Below are 14,877 nucleotides of genomic sequence, written 5' to 3'. Positions count from 1 at the left end.
GTCGACCCGTTTTGTTGGCAATATATTCGTAATATATAGTATTTTTTTTACAGGTTAAGCCCATTTTTCTGTAAAAAACCTGATCTTTGTATAGAAAACTGCGAAATTGTTACGCTATTTAACCGATATCAGCCGATATCGCTTGACGATAGCTGTCATTTTGGTAATTTTACTACCAGATTACTTTTATACATTTACTTGAGGGATATGAGATGACTATCCGCGTTGCAATTAACGGCTATGGCCGTATCGGTAGAAACATACTTCGCGCGCTTTATGAAAGCGAAAAAGACTATCCAATCCAAATCGTTGCCATTAACGATTTAGGCGATGCTTCTATTAATGCTCACCTCACCAAGTACGATTCTGTACATGGCCGTTTTAATGCCAAGGTCGAGCATGATGATGAGGCTATCTATGTAAACCAAGATAAAATCCTTACCTTCTCTGAACGTGATCCGGGCAAGCTACCATGGGCAGAGTTAAATATCGATGTAGTATTTGAATGTACAGGTATTTTTACGTCTAAAGAAGCGGTGCAACCGCATCTAACTGCGGGCGCGAAGAAAGTGATTATTTCTGCCCCAGGTAAAAATGTCGATGCGACTGTCGTATACGGCGTCAACAATGACATTATTACTCCAGATATGACGGTAATTTCCAATGCGTCTTGCACCACAAACTGCCTAGCACCTTTTGCTAAGCCGTTAAATGACGAAATTGGTATCGAGTCGGGTCTGATGACCACAATTCACGCTTATACCAATGATCAACGTTTATCAGACGTGTATCACACTGATTTACGCCGTGCCCGTGCTGCGGCTATGTCGATGATCCCAACAAAGACGGGGGCAGCGGCGGCTGTTGGCCTTGTAGTACCAGAATTAGCAGGCAAATTTGATGGACTCGCAGTGCGCGTACCTACGGTAAACGTATCATTGGTCGATCTGTCTTTCATCGCAGCCCGTGATACCACGGTTGAAGAGATCAATGCCATCATCGAAAAAGCAGCCAGTGTTGCACCAATGAGTGAAGTATTGGCGGTTAATCATGAGCCACTGGTTTCTATCGATTTTAACCATAACCCTTACTCATCTAATTTTGATGCAACGCAGACTCGCGTAAATGGTCGCCTAGTCAAGGTAATGGCTTGGTACGATAACGAGTGGGGCTTTAGCAACCGCATGTTAGATAACGCCGTTGCCCTGATGAATGCCAAGTGATAAGTAAGCCTCACTAACCACTATTGGGATTAAATAAGTTAGGGGTTAGATAAGTTAATAAACATATAAAAGGAGCCATTAGGCTCCTTTTTCATTTCATGCATTCTGACAACCGATCCACCAGCCAAGCATTTCGCAAAGAGTCACTGCTCATCATTTGATGAAGCAACTTAATATCAGTTACCTAGCAGATCGTTACTTTAGTGGCGAAGAGACAGATGAGTGTATGGCTTTTGTAAACGTTATTCAGCCAGTATAGATGAGGCAATATATAGAGTTACTGTAACGATTGAGCATACATTGAATTTAGAGAAAAATTGCACTCGAAAATAAACCGGCCGAGGGGGAAATGGGGGCCGATATCCCCGTTGATCAACCTGCGCCTCACAATCTTATCGGTAGCAATTAACCAATAATAATTTAAAAGTCATGACCTTAGCAGTTGATAAGGTTTAAATGTATTTAAAAGCGTTTTATCCGCACGACTTTCATCACCTCAAATTCCAGCCCAGCAACTGTTTCAACCTCAGGGTAGTAGGTCATATTCACCTTCTGCCCTTGTAAACTACGGTATTTTTTAGTGCGCTTAAATTTAAACGGTGCATCACAGCCTTCAATCATTACCGTATGTTGTACCCACTCGTCGGTTTCTCTTTGAGTATGAGAAAGAATTTTCACTCCTTCTGAATGCACTAAACCATCATGTTTATCGAGCATTTTATCTACAACATGTTTCATAACCAGACCTTTTTACGATGAGAAAATGTAAACCTACGAAAATGACAATAAAAAATTATATAACATCTCATCCAAATTGCATGCGGTCCTAAATTGTACCAAATATAGAGCGTTAACAATACCTCTACCGCCCAAGACTTAACAAGCGAAGCTTTCAATGCCCTACATTGACTCGCATATTGAATGTATGGGCTGATGCCCGGCTGAGCTTTACAGCATCGCCATCTCAGCTCGTGTGTATAACTTGCTTACCAAGGCAGTGGATTACCATCATAATTATAAAAGCCACCACTACCAGTTAATACTAACTTGTCAATACAATGGCTTAAGCCCGCGACAGAGTCCTTTACACTGATAAGCGCATTAGGGCCTCCCATAGCGGTTTGTACCCAGCCAGGATGATATACAGCACAGGCGATACCATCAACATGCAAATCAATGGCGAGACTTTTTACAGCGGCATTAAGCGCCGCCTTAGATGAGCGATACAGGTATGCCCCGCCACTATTATTATCGGCAATACTGCCCATTTTAGAGGAGATGAAAATCACTTTACTCTGCCTGCTTTGCTTTAATAACGGATAACAGGTTTGTGTCAGCATGATGGGGGCGATGGCATTAACTTGCATCACCTTAAGCCACTCCTGCTCGTCACAATGGCCAAATGTGACCCCTTTAGGACCATAGTCACCGGCATTATTAATCAGCAGATCGATTGGTTCTCCAACAAGGCTATCAATAAACGCATTCATCTCGGCTTTAACGGTAATATCCAGTCTCACCAAGCTTAATTGTGGATACTGTTGACTTAAACGCTGCAATGCATCGGCGTGTTGCGGCGCGCGGCAACACGCGGTGACACGCGGTGACACGCATGCCTTGTTTGAGATAATGGTTAACAAATCCTAATCCAATGCCTCGATTGGCGCCGGTGATCACTATATGTTGACTCATATGCCCTTCCTTATGTTGTCTACTTTTTCACGTTGTGGGTTTCAAAAAACGCCTTATGACATTTGGTATTTACCAAGATGCTATCTAATTTAGCGTTAACGCCTCTGTTAACCTAAAGATGTTTTTGCCACAATAAGCCTCTTATTTTTTTAGATGGTCCTCTGTTTTGGATATTTGCCAATATTTAGCATCGATATTAGATGCCACTCAAGTGGTAAAAGTGGCGAGTCTACAAACCTTATGGAGTGGTTATGGTGAAATCGCCCGTTATCAACTGCAGATCAACGCAAAACCACGCAGTGTCATTGTAAAGTATATTAGTCCCCCGCTTGACGTTGACCATCCCTATCAGTGGCATAATGCGATCGCTCACCAACGTAAGATGCGCTCCTATCAAGTTGAAGCAGATTGGTATCGACACTGGGCGCACTTGTGTGGGCCAGCCACGCCAATGCCAACTTATATTGCCCACTACCAAGGTGATAATACTAACGAGTCGGTTATGGTCCTCAGTGATTTGGATAGCAGTAATATAAGGACTGCCGGCTATCCACTGCGTTATCAGTCATTAACGGTTACACAAACCAAGGCGGTGTTAAGTTGGCTCGCGGCGTTCCATGGTCAATTTATGATCCATAACCCCACAAAGGAGTGGCCAGCAGGGTTATGGCCTCAAGGCACCTACTGGTATCTGGCCACACGTATGCAAGAATATGCCGCTATGGATGACTGCGCGCTTAAACAAGCAGCGCACGCCATTGATGCTCGGCTCAACCAAGCTCAATTTCACACTTTAGTGCATGGCGATGCCAAAGTGGCTAACTTTTGCTTTCGCAATGATGCCGCTGAACACGGTGCAAGCGTGAGTGTTGCCGCCTTAGACTTTCAATATGTCGGTAAAGGTTGCGGGGTTAAAGATGTTATCTACCTCTTAGGCAGCTGCTTGGACGAAGCCATGCTCTTTACACATTATGACGAGCTCATGGAACATTACTTTAGTCAATTTCGCAAGTCAGCTAGCGCTACCTTAACGGGGGCTGTGATCGATGCAGCTATCTGTGAATGGCAACAACTATTGCCTTTTGCTTGGGCTGATTTTGAACGATTTTTAGCAGGCTGGGCACCATCACACCATAAGCGACATCGTTTTAGTGACATGATGACCCGCCAAGCGCTGGCTCTGTTGTAACCATTCTTGTCAAGCTGAGGCTATTGATCACAATAATCTAGTTCTTACTCTGCATCGTTAAGCCGCCACATATTTAGCCAGCTGAACTGCTCAGCCATGGTTGCCAACTTGTTACACACCTGTTTACATTATTAGACTTTATCAATTACGCCATTAGGCTAACATTCCAACCTTAAAGTTAATACGTCCGTATCATTGTCTTCTTATGGAGACAATTATGAGTCCAATGAGCATAACTTAGCTTCAACAAGAGGAAGCCGTTTGTGGCAAGTAAAAAACAAATAATATTACCTATTGTCGTCCTCGCCGCCGGGATTGGCGGATACGCCGTCATGGCAGCAATGAAACAGCCTCCGCAAGAGAAGCCCGTTGTGGATAATACCCCAGTGGTTGCGGTTGATATTATTGAGAAGCAGCCGATGATCTTCGCTGTTAACTCTTATGGCATAGTCGCGGCTAAATATGAAACCGAGCTGGTATCACAGGTCAGCGGTGAAATTGTTTATTTAGCCGATGCGTTTGTCCGAGGTGGCTTTGTCAAACAGGGGCAAGTGCTGGCAAAGATTGACCCAAGTGATTATGAGGCGGCGTTAATTGATGCCGAAGCTACACTGGCATCGGCCAAGGCGACCTTAGTACAAGAAAAAGCCTTTGGCAAAGTCGCCGAAGAGGAGTGGAAACGTATTGAAAATGGCGTCCCAACTCCCCTAAGCCTGCGTAAACCCCAGCTTGCACAAGAGTTAGCTCGTCTGCATTCATCTGAAGCCGGTGTTTTGCGCGCCAAGCGAAATCTTGAACGCACCATTATCAAAGCCCCCTACGATGCCTTAATTGAAACTCGCCACGTTGGCCTTGGCTCTTATGTCAGTACGGGCACCGCACTTGGCAATGTGCTCAGTACCCAAAAAGCCGAGATCCGCTTACCGCTACCCGATAAAGAAGTCCGCTACCTTAACGATCGTGGCATAGGTGCTAGCGTCACTCTACATGGTGATGTTGCTGGCTTACCACAACAATGGCAAGCCACCATAGTCCGCAGCGAGGGCGTCATCGATGACCGTAGTCGCATGACCTATCTGGTGGCCGAAGTGATTGATCCGTACGGTTTGGCATCGCCGAAACAGCCGCTACGTTTTGGCAGTTATATCACAGCCAATATCAAAGGCCGCCAAGCCCAAAGTGTCACGACGGTTGCACGCCATCTCATTGTCGATAACAAAATTGCGTTGCTCGATGATAACAACCAACTTAAATATCAAAAGGTGCAGGTGCTACGTGAACAAGGGGCTCAAGTTGTCATAAGCGAAGGACTTGAGTCTGGTATGAGAGTGATCACCTCGCCCCTTGACTACCCCATTGCGGGCATGGCACTGGCATTAGAAGCACCACAACCGATACCTGAAGACACCCTGACCCCATCAACCCAACTGGCAATGGATGATAAGGAATAATTTGGATGCCTGATACTAATAAAGGCATCATTGCCTGGTTTGCACGTAATAGCGTGGCAGCCAACCTGTTGATGATCATTATCATTCTAGGTGGCTTAATGACAGCCAACACCATTCGTAAACAGTTCTTCCCACAAGTGGAGATTAACTGGGTTCAATTCAGTGCTTTCTATCCTGGGGCGGCGCCACAGGAGGTTGAAGAAGGGATCACCATAAAAGTAGAAGAGGCCCTCGAGCGGGTTCAAGGATTGAAACGGGTGATCACCTATTCAAACCGTAATTCAGCCTCGGGCTACTTTCGTATCGAAGACTCCTATGATCCACAAGTGGTGCTCGATGAGATCAAATCTGAAATTGACTCCATCTCCAGTTTTCCCGATGGCATGGAGCGCCCACGTGTTGAGCGCATCAAGTTAAGGCAAGAGGTGTTTTACATCAGCTTGTATGGTGACGTTTCACCTAAACAATTAAAAGAGCTTGGTGAGAAGATCCACGATGAGCTGATGCAACTGCCGCTGGTTAATATCACTGATTTTTATGGTGGTTTAGGCTATGAAGTTGCCATCGAGGTCAGCAAAGATAGGCTGCGTGAATATAACCTGACCTTTAGCGATGTCGCAAGCGCAGTGCGCGGTTATTCGCGCAATATGTCCGCTGGGCAAATTAAAGCGGAAAACGGTTATATCAATCTCAGGGTACAAAATCAGGCGTATGTGGGCTATGAATTTGAAAACCTGCCGCTGATCACCTTAGAAGATGGCACTAATGTGTTGCTTGGGGATGTGGCCACCGTTATCGACGGTTTTGAAGAAGGGATCCAATACTCAAAATTTAACGGTAAAAACTCGGTCACTTTCTTTATTGGCGCATCCAACGATCAGAGCATGACCGATGTGGCCAAAGTCGTTAAGCAATATGTTAACGATAAACAGCAAACCTTGCCAGCTGGACTCAAGTTAGAAACTTGGGTCGATATGACCTACTACCTTGAGGGCCGGCTCGACCTGATGCTAGACAGCATGAAGAGTGGCGCCGTCTTGGTATTTATCATGCTGGCGCTGTTTTTACGGGTACGTTTAGCGTTTTGGGTCATGATGGGGCTGCCGGTGTGTTTCCTTGGCACCTTACTATTTATGCCCATGGCGATGATCGATGTCACCATCAATGTCATTAGCCTCTTTGCCTTTATCTTAGTGCTGGGGATTGTGGTCGATGATGCCATTGTGATGGGAGAAAGTGCCCATACTGAATGTGAAAAACATGGGCAAAATATCGACAATGTGATCCGCGGAGTGAAACGGGTTGCCATGCCTGCAACCTTTGGCGTATTGACCACCATTGCGGCATTTTTGCCTATTACGCTCGATGATGGCCCCTCCTCGGCATTTGGCCAATCTATTGGCTATGTGGTGATCTTGTGTCTGCTATTCTCTCTGGTGGAGTCTAAGCTCATTTTACCCGCACACTTAGCCCGCATGAAACCCAAAACCATTGTCAAACCCGGCTCTAAAAAGCCGCTAGACTTGCTTAGATTGGCGGTCAACGCGCTGCAATACCGAGTCGATAACGGCTTACAATATGTGATACGCCATTGGTATCATCCATCATTAACCTTAGCGGTAAAGTATCGCTACGCCGTCATCATGCTGTTTATCAGTTTTATCTTAATCTGCGCTGGGCTCTACTCTGGTGGCATTATCCGCTATGTAGGTCAGCCTAAGATCCCCCATGATTTCCCGCGGGTCAATGTAGAGATGAATGTTGATGCCTCGGAAAAAGCAACTCTGGCGGCCGCGCTCGCTATCGAACAGGCCTTATATGATGTCGATAAAGCCATAGAAGCCGAATATGGGCAAAGAATGATAGCCGATATGCAGGTTGACCTTGAAGGCCGTACCAGTGCCAATATCATGACCAAATTGGTCGACCCTGAAATGAGGCCGATGGATACCTTTGCCCTTGCCGAGCGTTGGCGGCAAGCCATGCCCACCATTGCCGGCGTCAAGTCCTTTACCATACAAGATAATTTATTTGGTGGCGGTCGTGATGACGGTGACATTAGCTTTCGTTTAGAGGGGAAAAATGACGCGCAGCTCGTCGCCGCGGCCTTGGCGTTAAAAGCGAAACTGAACACCTTAAAAGGGGTCGGCGATGTGAATGATAGCCGCCAATCCAATGCTAAAGAGGTGCAGTTTAAGCTTAAACCCCTCGCTAACGGTGTCGGCTTAACGTTAGCTGATATTGCCACCCAAGTGAGTGCCAGTTTTTATGGGATGGAGGCACAGCGGATTTTACGTAACGGCGAGGAGATAAAGGTGATGCTGCGCTATCCAGAGGCGCAACGTAATGCGATAACCCATGTGACAGAGGTGATGATCCAGACGCCCCAAGGCGCTGAGATCCCGCTATCAGAGCTGGCTGAAATCGAAATCACTCAAGGGGTGAATGGCATTCGCCGCGAAAACGGTAATCGCACCATCAATGTGTGGGCTACCGTCGATGCTGCGCAGGCTGAACCCTTTAAATTAGCGCAGGATATTCGTGATAACTTTATTCCTGACCTATTGAAGCAATACCCAAGAGTGAAGAGTGAAGAGTGAAGTGTCAGGTAATATTCAAGAGCAGATGGAAAGCGCCAGTACTCAGCTACGCGACTTTGTCATTTCGCTCTTGGTGATCTACAGCTTGCTTGCCGTGCCGTTAAAGTCGTACTTGCAACCCTTTATGATCATGTCGGTGATCCCGTTTGGGGTAATTGGCTCAGTTCTGGGGCATATGATCTTAGGCATAGATTTAAGTGCCTTGTCACTGTTTGGGATTATTGCCGCCGCTGGGGTGGTGGTTAACGACTCTTTGGTGATGGTGGATTATATCAACCGCTCACGCCAAAGCGGCGTGACCATGAAAGTCGCGGTGATCAATGCTGGCTGTCGCCGCTTTAGGGCGATTTTACTGACCTCGCTGACCACCTTTATCGGCTTAGTGCCTATCATGACAGAGACCAGCATGCAGGCGAAAATGGTAATTCCTATGGCGGTATCCTTAGCCTTTGGGGTGTTATTTGCGACCGCAGTCACCTTGGTATTGATCCCCTGCCTCTATCTGATGATTGAAGATATTAAGGCGTTATTTCAGCCAAAATCGACAGGAGATACTGCAATGTCACCCACAGATCTACAGCCTGAGCCACAATCTTAAAGGATTTAGGCAAGTCGATGACGGTTTAACGACGCAACAAAAAAGCCAGCGAGATGCTGGCTTTTTTATGTTGACCGCCTTTTATGTGACCGTCTTAAGCAATGGCCGTTATGCCGACAGCATCGTCTCTATCATCTGCTGCGCTTGCGCTAATAGTTGCTCAAGATGCTCGGCCGATACAAAGCTCTCACCATAGAGCTTAAACAAGGCTTCGGTACCCGAGGGGCGCGCAGCAAACCAGCCATTCGCCGTCACCACCTTTACCCCCCCAATTGGCGCCTGATTGCCTGGAGCATGAGTTAAGATAGCGGTGATGGCATCGCCCGCCAAGGTATCACTTCCCAATAACTCACAAGTGACACTTTGGGTGATTAATCGATTAAATTTGGCTTTGCGTTTGGGCGTTACTGGCGAGTCGATGCGCTGATAAAAACTCTCGCCGTGACGCTCAACCATCTGCTGATAACGCTGCGCAGGCGTCTGCCCCGTTACCGCTACGATCTCTGCCGCCAGCAAGGCCATAATAAAACCATCTTTATCACTACACCAAGTGCGGCCATCACGTTGCAAAAATGCCGCGCCAGCACTCTCTTCACCGCCAAAGGCCAATGTGGCCTCACTCAGGCCATCAACAAACCACTTAAAGCCCACCGGTACTTCACACAATGGTCGACCTAGCTCAAGGCATACCTTATCGATCATCGCGCTGGAGACCAAGGTTTTGCCGATGGCTAAGCTGTCAGCCCACTGCGGACGATGGGTGAGTAAATATTCGATTGCCACCGCGAGGAAGTGATTAGGGTTCATTAAGCCGGTGCTCGGGCACACAATACCGTGACGATCATAATCGGGATCATTACCGACACAGATATCAAACTCATGTTGATGGGCCAGCAAGCCTGCCATGGCATAGGGGGATGAGCAGTCCATACGGATCTTGCCATCTTTATCTAGCGGCATAAAGCTAAAACTGGGATCGACCTTGTCATTGACCAAGGTAATATCGAGTTGATAGCGCTTAGCAATTTTGTCCCAGTAATGAATCCCTGCCCCCCCTAATGGATCGACACCAATTCTAACTCCTGCACGGCTGATGGCCTGCATATCGATAACATCGTCAAGGCTATCCACATAAGCCGTCATAAAGTCGACAGGCTGAATTAAACTGGTGTTGGTCGCCAATGCATAGGTGAGCCGTTTCACGCCCTCAAGCTGTTTAGCCAGATACTGATTCGCGCGCGCTTCAATCCAGGCGGTTATCTCACCTTCTGCAGGCCCCCCATGGGGAGGATTATATTTAATACCGCCATCTTGTGGCGGGTTATGGGATGGGGTGATGATTAAGCCATCGGTTAATGCCGCGCCCGGTTTTGATTTAGCGCGGTTCGCCCGAACAATCCCATGGGATATCACCGGCGTTGGCGTAAATTCATCATGGGCTGCCACTCGTGCGGTTACCGCGTTGCCGCTTAACACTTCTAAGGTGGTCACAAACGCCGCTTGTGATAACGCATGGGTATCGATGCCAACTAACATGGGGCCTGTTATCCCAGCTTGTTGACGATAATCGACCACAGCTTGAACTATGGCCAAAATATGCTTTTCATTAAAACTCTTAGCAAAGGCGCAACCACGATGGCCTGAGGTACCAAAACTAACCCGTTGTGAGTCGATATTGACGTCGGGAGACAATCGATAATAATGGCTCATCAATTTAGGGATATTAACCAAGTCCATTTGTGCTGCAGCAAGTCCTGCCCGTTTATCTATCGCCAAAATTGAATCCTGTTTCTGATCTTTGAGGGTGAAAATACGATGCCAAGCTTCAAGCTCACTACCTGTATTGCTATGGCAATTCACTGAATTAATAAGATATTAATTTACAAACGGTAATACACAAGCTTGAGCCAACTAAATATATCCGATGATTTTAAATGCTTTATGATGTTATCGCAGATAAGCTGTCAAACGTGTAAAGTGTAGCGCTTAAATTTGGTTCACAATCAGTTCAACTTGCTCTGGGTCAACCCCAAACTGAGTTAATACTTCACTTAAAATAGTGCGTTTTTTAGCAGTATTATTATTGGTTGTTACCCAAAAACCGCTTTGGCCGATCTCTTTCGGGTTGGCTGACTTACTGGCTTTAAGCAATGATGCCTTAGAAGTGGCAAAATAGAGACGGTCGCGGCCTTGAATTTGCAACACTTGATCAAATTGCTGTGGCATTGCTTTATAAACGGTTTCTAAACTAAATAAGAAGCGACCCACAGCACCTTTTTGTTGCGCTAACGCCTCTGTATCCGTTAGTTGGTTAACCAAGGTTGATAATGAGATAGCCGGTGCCGTGGTTTCATCAACACGCGCGGTAGCAGAGCTGGCCATTTCTTGTTGTCTGTCCATGCCAGGTTGACTGATCTTTTCAGGTGGCGGCGTAGCAACGGCTTCAACATTAACGCGCTCAATATCTAAGCCCAGTAGTCGACGGAGGATCTCTGAAGCACTCTCCCCTATGCGCTCAGTTTTGCTTGCGATATGGCGATACAACTCTTCATCAATCTCAATATATTTCATGACCAAAATCTTCCTTAAACAGTGAAAATTAACCCATTATTATTGTTTGCTTATCGATCCATACACCCATTTGTCAGATCCTCTCAAGTGTATGCTATCTGCCCTCAGGGAATAAAGGCCTGTGTGGCTAAATTTGATCTATATAGCCAGTTACACTGCAAATTGTCGCCCAATCGGTGAAAAACCATGCAGCTAAGCCAAGCATCACGGGATAGTGCTGTTATTTAACCCCGTTTGCAGGCACAATTTGGCGCAAATTTTCAACACCGAACACTTATGTCTACTGTCAATTATGTCGTCACTGGCCAAGGGTCTCCAGTCATCCTTATTCATGGCCTGTTTGGTAACCTCGATAACCTCAAAGCATTGGGGACAGCCTTAGCTAATCATCAAGTGATCCGCCTTGATGTGCCGAATCATGGCCTCAGCCCCCATTGGCAGCAGATGGATTACCTCAGCTTGGCTAAGGCGATGGTTGACCTATTGGATGAACTATCTATTGAAGCGGCTCATTTTGTTGGCCACTCGATGGGCGGTAAAATTGCCATGGCAACCGCACTGCGTTATCCCGAACGCGTGATCAGTATGACCGCGGCCGACATTGCCCCTGTGGCCTATCAACCTCGACATCAGAGCGTGTTTGCCGGCTTAACAAGCCTAGATGTAAGCCAATTAACCAATCGGGCCCAGGCGTTGGGGCAATTGACAGAGGCTGGTATTGACGAAGGTACCGCACTGTTTTTACTGAAAAACTTACAAAAGTCTGATGTTGGATTTAGTTGGAAGATGAACCTTGCCGGACTGCAAGCCTGTTACGCGGAGCTTATTGGCTGGCCCTTTAATGACTCTGCATCAGCAAATACTCTGCCCGTCCCCTACACTGGGCCAAGTCTGTGTATTCGCGGCGCAGATTCAGATTATGTTTTAGCCGAACACAGGCAAGCCTTTCTCAATCAGTTCCCTGCAATTCAAGCCAAAACTATCGCGGGGACGGGGCATTGGTTACATGCACAAAAACCGGCCATTTTTAACCGTATTGTTAGTGAGTTTATTACTCAAAATGATCACTAATCATAAGAGCATTAACCACATAACTGCGATGATTGTAAATTAAGAAGCCAGTAATAATTTTCAAATGGCGTTGCGTAAATCGTATAGCAGGCCGTCATTAACTATGGTATATTCGCGCCTCTTTTTTTAACCTGAGGGAACGCAGCAATGTTATCTCAGTATATGGAACAGATAGAGGCTTTAGGCTTAAATCTGTTCTTTGCAGCGATATTTTTCTTCATAGGTATGGCGATACATGATGTGCTAAAACAGGGAAAGGTCCCGAAGTTTGGCCGTTATATTGTATGGCTGGTTTTGTTTCTCGGCTGCGCCGGATTTATAGCAAAAGGATTAATACAGATGTCCTGGGAAGGCTCAGGCATTGGTTAACATGTAGTTTCAATGGCAAAAGAATCATCAGACAGAACAACGATAGACCTGTTTGCTACTGAAAAGCGTCGAGGTCGTCCTCGCAGTAATCCGTTATCCAGAGAGCAACAGTTAAAGGTCAATAAGCGCAATCAAATTCAGCGCGACAGGGCTAATGGTTTAAAACGTATAGAGTTAAAGGTGTCACAAGATTTGTATGACGCCTTGAATGAAAAGGCATTGGCCAGTAACATCAGCCGCAGCCAGTTAATCGAGTCAATTTTGCAGCAGCAGGTTGATCGCTGAATACATTGCAAATTTGCATCAATAAATTAATGAACTAGATAAAGGAAAGACAATGGCAACTGTAGGTCTTTTTTTCGGCAGTGACACAGGTAACACCGAAGCCGTCGCCAAAATGATCCAGAAGAAACTGGGTAAAAAAATGGTCGATGTTAAAGATATCGCCAAGAGTACTAAAGAGCAGATCGCCGATTACGATCTCCTCATTTTTGGTATTCCCACCTGGTATTACGGCGAAGCACAATGTGACTGGGATGACTTTTTCCCCGAATTAGAGCAAATTGACTTTGATGGTAAGCTGGTGGCCATTTTTGGTTGTGGCGATCAAGAAGACTACGCCGAATATTTCCTTGATGCGATGGGCATGGTTAACGACATTGTTGAAGCGCGTGGCGCTGTAGTCATTGGTCATTGGCCAACCGACACCTATAACTTTGAAGCCTCTAAGGGCTTAGCCGATGATAAACATTTTGTCGGCCTTGGCATCGATGAAGACCGTCAGCCTGAATTAACCGAAGAGCGTGTTGATGCTTGGGTTAAGCAGATTTACGAAGAGATGTGCCTGGCTGAATTAGAAGATTAATTTTGCTCTAGCGGGATAACGGTAGATATGTAAAAAGCGGCTTATAGCCGCTTTTTTGTGCATGACTATTGATAACAACTGCAATTTCAACCGACACATTTTCTGGTAGATAGCTAAGACAACGGTAAGATGGATAACAATAGCACACCTCAACATTGGGATATTTTTTGCGCTGTAGTCGATAACTATGGTGACATAGGTGTCACTTGGCGCCTTGCTAAGCAATTGGCGGCAGAATATCAACTTGAAATTAATTTGTGGGTCGATGATCTGCACAGTTTTTCGCATATTTTACCCAGTCTAAACCCAACTCTGGCGATACAATCTTTTAATGGCGTCACCATCAAGCAATGGCATCAACCCTTGGTGCTTGAGTATCGCTGCGGCGCAGTACTGATTGAAGCCTTTGCCTGCGAGCTGCCCGATACGGTGATTGATACGATCACAGCTTGCCATCGCAGTAGCCAACAAAGACCGCCAGTTTGGCTTAATCTTGAATACTTAAGCGCAGAAGATTGGGTCGAAGGCTGTCATGGGCTGCCATCTCTGCAACATAGTGGTTTAAAAAAGTATTTCTACTTCCCAGGCTTTACCGCTAAAACTGGTGGGCTTATCTGTGAGCGCAGCTTATTCACACAAAGAGATGAGTGGCAGGCAGATCCACAAAATAAACTGGATTTGTTTAACCAACTGGGACTCAGCGGCATTGCAGCGCAAGACACTGTGGTGAGTATCTTTAGCTACGAGACACCCTGCCTCAATGCCTTATGCAAGTTATGGCAGACATCGGCACAAAAGATCCATGCGCTTATCCCCCTAGGGCGCAGTTTAAACAGTCTTAGTCAATTGTTACCTGCATTGGCAAACGCCCGTGCTGGCCAGCAATTTGAATTAGGTAATTTAACCCTGCATATCCTGCCGATGACAGATCAAACCGGCTTCGATCGCTTGTTATGGAGCTGCGACATCAACATCGTTCGCGGCGAAGACTCGTTTTTGCGGGCTCAATGGGCGGCAAAACCCTTCATATGGCATATTTATGCCCAAGAAGATGATTATCACCTAATAAAATTACGAGCCTTTTTGCAACTTTATTGTCATAATCTGCCCCCTGAAATAGCCAAGGGCTATACAGCATTGAATTTGGCCTTCAATCAAGACGACACCACCACATTGATTGAACAGTGGCAAACACTTAATTTAGCCAATAGGCCGATGATGCGACACGCAAAACAATGGCCTATTGAC

General features: G+C 46.1%; 13 protein-coding genes and 1 pseudogene. 9 read left to right on the top strand and 5 right to left on the bottom strand.

Annotation, left to right across the window (positions count from 1 at the left end):
• Nucleotides 1–212 precede the first annotated feature (212 nt).
• Nucleotides 213–1,223 carry a type I glyceraldehyde-3-phosphate dehydrogenase gene (gene gap, locus DVO77_RS07570; RefSeq protein WP_110457897.1) on the top strand — a complete coding sequence of 337 codons (1,011 nt, stop codon included), beginning with the start codon at nt 213–215 and terminating at the stop codon, nt 1,221–1,223.
• A 462-nt stretch (nt 1,224–1,685) separates the two neighbouring features.
• Here gap and DVO77_RS07565 read toward each other — a convergent pair whose 3' ends face one another.
• The 3 genes from DVO77_RS07565 to DVO77_RS19370 all read right to left on the bottom strand — a co-directional run bounded on the left by DVO77_RS07565 (nt 1,686) and on the right by DVO77_RS19370 (nt 2,915).
• Nucleotides 1,686–1,961 (bottom strand): hypothetical protein, encoded by a 276-nt coding sequence (locus DVO77_RS07565; RefSeq protein WP_110457898.1) that lies wholly within the window; start codon nt 1,959–1,961, stop codon nt 1,686–1,688.
• Nucleotides 1,962–2,209: 248 nt separating this feature from the next.
• Nucleotides 2,210–2,782 (bottom strand): SDR family oxidoreductase, encoded by a 573-nt coding sequence (locus tag DVO77_RS07560; RefSeq protein WP_308444039.1) that lies wholly within the window; start codon nt 2,780–2,782, stop codon nt 2,210–2,212.
• Nucleotides 2,721–2,915 (bottom strand): SDR family NAD(P)-dependent oxidoreductase, encoded by a 195-nt coding sequence (locus DVO77_RS19370; RefSeq protein WP_308444038.1) that lies wholly within the window; start codon nt 2,913–2,915, stop codon nt 2,721–2,723. The genes DVO77_RS07560 and DVO77_RS19370 overlap by 62 nt, the downstream gene beginning before the upstream one ends.
• 166 nt (nt 2,916–3,081) lie before the next feature.
• Between DVO77_RS19370 and DVO77_RS07555 the strand changes: the two genes are divergently transcribed.
• The 3 genes and pseudogenes from DVO77_RS07555 (at nt 3,082) to DVO77_RS07545 (ending at nt 8,753) form a co-directional block, all read left to right on the top strand.
• Complete coding sequence (locus DVO77_RS07555) at nt 3,082–4,104, top strand: phosphotransferase (protein WP_119977918.1); 1,023 nt, start codon at nt 3,082–3,084, stop codon at nt 4,102–4,104.
• 263 nt (nt 4,105–4,367) lie between these two features.
• A complete protein-coding gene (locus DVO77_RS07550; RefSeq protein WP_119977917.1) occupies nt 4,368–5,555 on the top strand; it encodes an efflux RND transporter periplasmic adaptor subunit in 1,188 nt (395 codons plus the stop codon).
• 5 nt (nt 5,556–5,560) lie between these two features.
• A pseudogene (locus DVO77_RS07545) lies at nt 5,561–8,753 on the top strand (efflux RND transporter permease subunit).
• A gap of 108 nt (nt 8,754–8,861) precedes the next feature.
• On the opposite strand, the gene pgm reads toward DVO77_RS07545, so the two are convergent.
• Nucleotides 8,862–10,529 (bottom strand): phosphoglucomutase (alpha-D-glucose-1,6-bisphosphate-dependent), encoded by a 1,668-nt coding sequence (pgm, locus tag DVO77_RS07540; protein WP_119977916.1) that lies wholly within the window; start codon nt 10,527–10,529, stop codon nt 8,862–8,864.
• A gap of 210 nt (nt 10,530–10,739) precedes the next feature.
• Nucleotides 10,740–11,324: a replication initiation negative regulator SeqA gene (gene seqA, locus DVO77_RS07535; RefSeq protein WP_119977915.1), complete on the bottom strand. Its 585-nt coding sequence runs from the start codon at nt 11,322–11,324 to the stop codon at nt 10,740–10,742.
• 276 nt (nt 11,325–11,600) lie between these two features.
• On the opposite strand from seqA, the gene DVO77_RS07530 reads away from it, so the two are divergent.
• From DVO77_RS07530 to earP, 5 genes are all read left to right on the top strand, one after another.
• A complete protein-coding gene (locus tag DVO77_RS07530; RefSeq protein ID WP_119977914.1) occupies nt 11,601–12,395 on the top strand; it encodes an alpha/beta fold hydrolase in 795 nt (264 codons plus the stop codon).
• A gap of 147 nt (nt 12,396–12,542) precedes the next feature.
• Nucleotides 12,543–12,764, top strand: a complete 222-nt coding sequence (locus DVO77_RS07525) for a DUF2788 domain-containing protein (protein WP_110457904.1) — start codon at nt 12,543–12,545, stop codon at nt 12,762–12,764.
• 12 nt (nt 12,765–12,776) lie between these two features.
• Complete coding sequence (ybfE, locus tag DVO77_RS07520) at nt 12,777–13,049, top strand: LexA regulated protein (RefSeq protein ID WP_110457905.1); 273 nt, start codon at nt 12,777–12,779, stop codon at nt 13,047–13,049.
• 52 nt (nt 13,050–13,101) lie between these two features.
• On the top strand, nt 13,102–13,629 hold the full coding sequence (fldA, locus tag DVO77_RS07515) for a flavodoxin FldA (RefSeq protein ID WP_119977913.1): 528 nt from the start codon (nt 13,102–13,104) through the stop codon (nt 13,627–13,629).
• A gap of 129 nt (nt 13,630–13,758) precedes the next feature.
• On the top strand, nt 13,759–14,877 hold a 1,119-nt coding region (gene earP, locus DVO77_RS07510; RefSeq protein WP_119977912.1), incomplete at its 3' end, for an elongation factor P maturation arginine rhamnosyltransferase EarP.

This window comes from Shewanella algidipiscicola (genome assembly GCF_003605125.1).
Taxonomy (GTDB): domain Bacteria; phylum Pseudomonadota; class Gammaproteobacteria; order Enterobacterales; family Shewanellaceae; genus Shewanella; species Shewanella algidipiscicola.
The sequence above is the reverse complement of the archived record's forward strand: the minus strand, read 5'-3'. Positions and strand labels throughout refer to the sequence as shown.

Coding starts and splice junctions, on each gene's coding strand:
- gap (WP_110457897.1), top strand. CDS start 213: ATGACTATCCGCGTTGCAATTAACGGCTATGGCCGTATCGGTAGAAAC.
- fldA (WP_119977913.1), top strand. CDS start 13,102: ATGGCAACTGTAGGTCTTTTTTTCGGCAGTGACACAGGTAACACCGAA.
- ybfE (WP_110457905.1), top strand. CDS start 12,777: ATGGCAAAAGAATCATCAGACAGAACAACGATAGACCTGTTTGCTACT.
- DVO77_RS07530 (WP_119977914.1), top strand. CDS start 11,601: ATGTCTACTGTCAATTATGTCGTCACTGGCCAAGGGTCTCCAGTCATC.
- seqA (WP_119977915.1), bottom strand. CDS start 11,324: ATGAAATATATTGAGATTGATGAAGAGTTGTATCGCCATATCGCAAGC.
- DVO77_RS07525 (WP_110457904.1), top strand. CDS start 12,543: ATGTTATCTCAGTATATGGAACAGATAGAGGCTTTAGGCTTAAATCTG.
- DVO77_RS07565 (WP_110457898.1), bottom strand. CDS start 1,961: ATGAAACATGTTGTAGATAAAATGCTCGATAAACATGATGGTTTAGTG.
- DVO77_RS19370 (WP_308444038.1), bottom strand. CDS start 2,915: ATGAGTCAACATATAGTGATCACCGGCGCCAATCGAGGCATTGGATTA.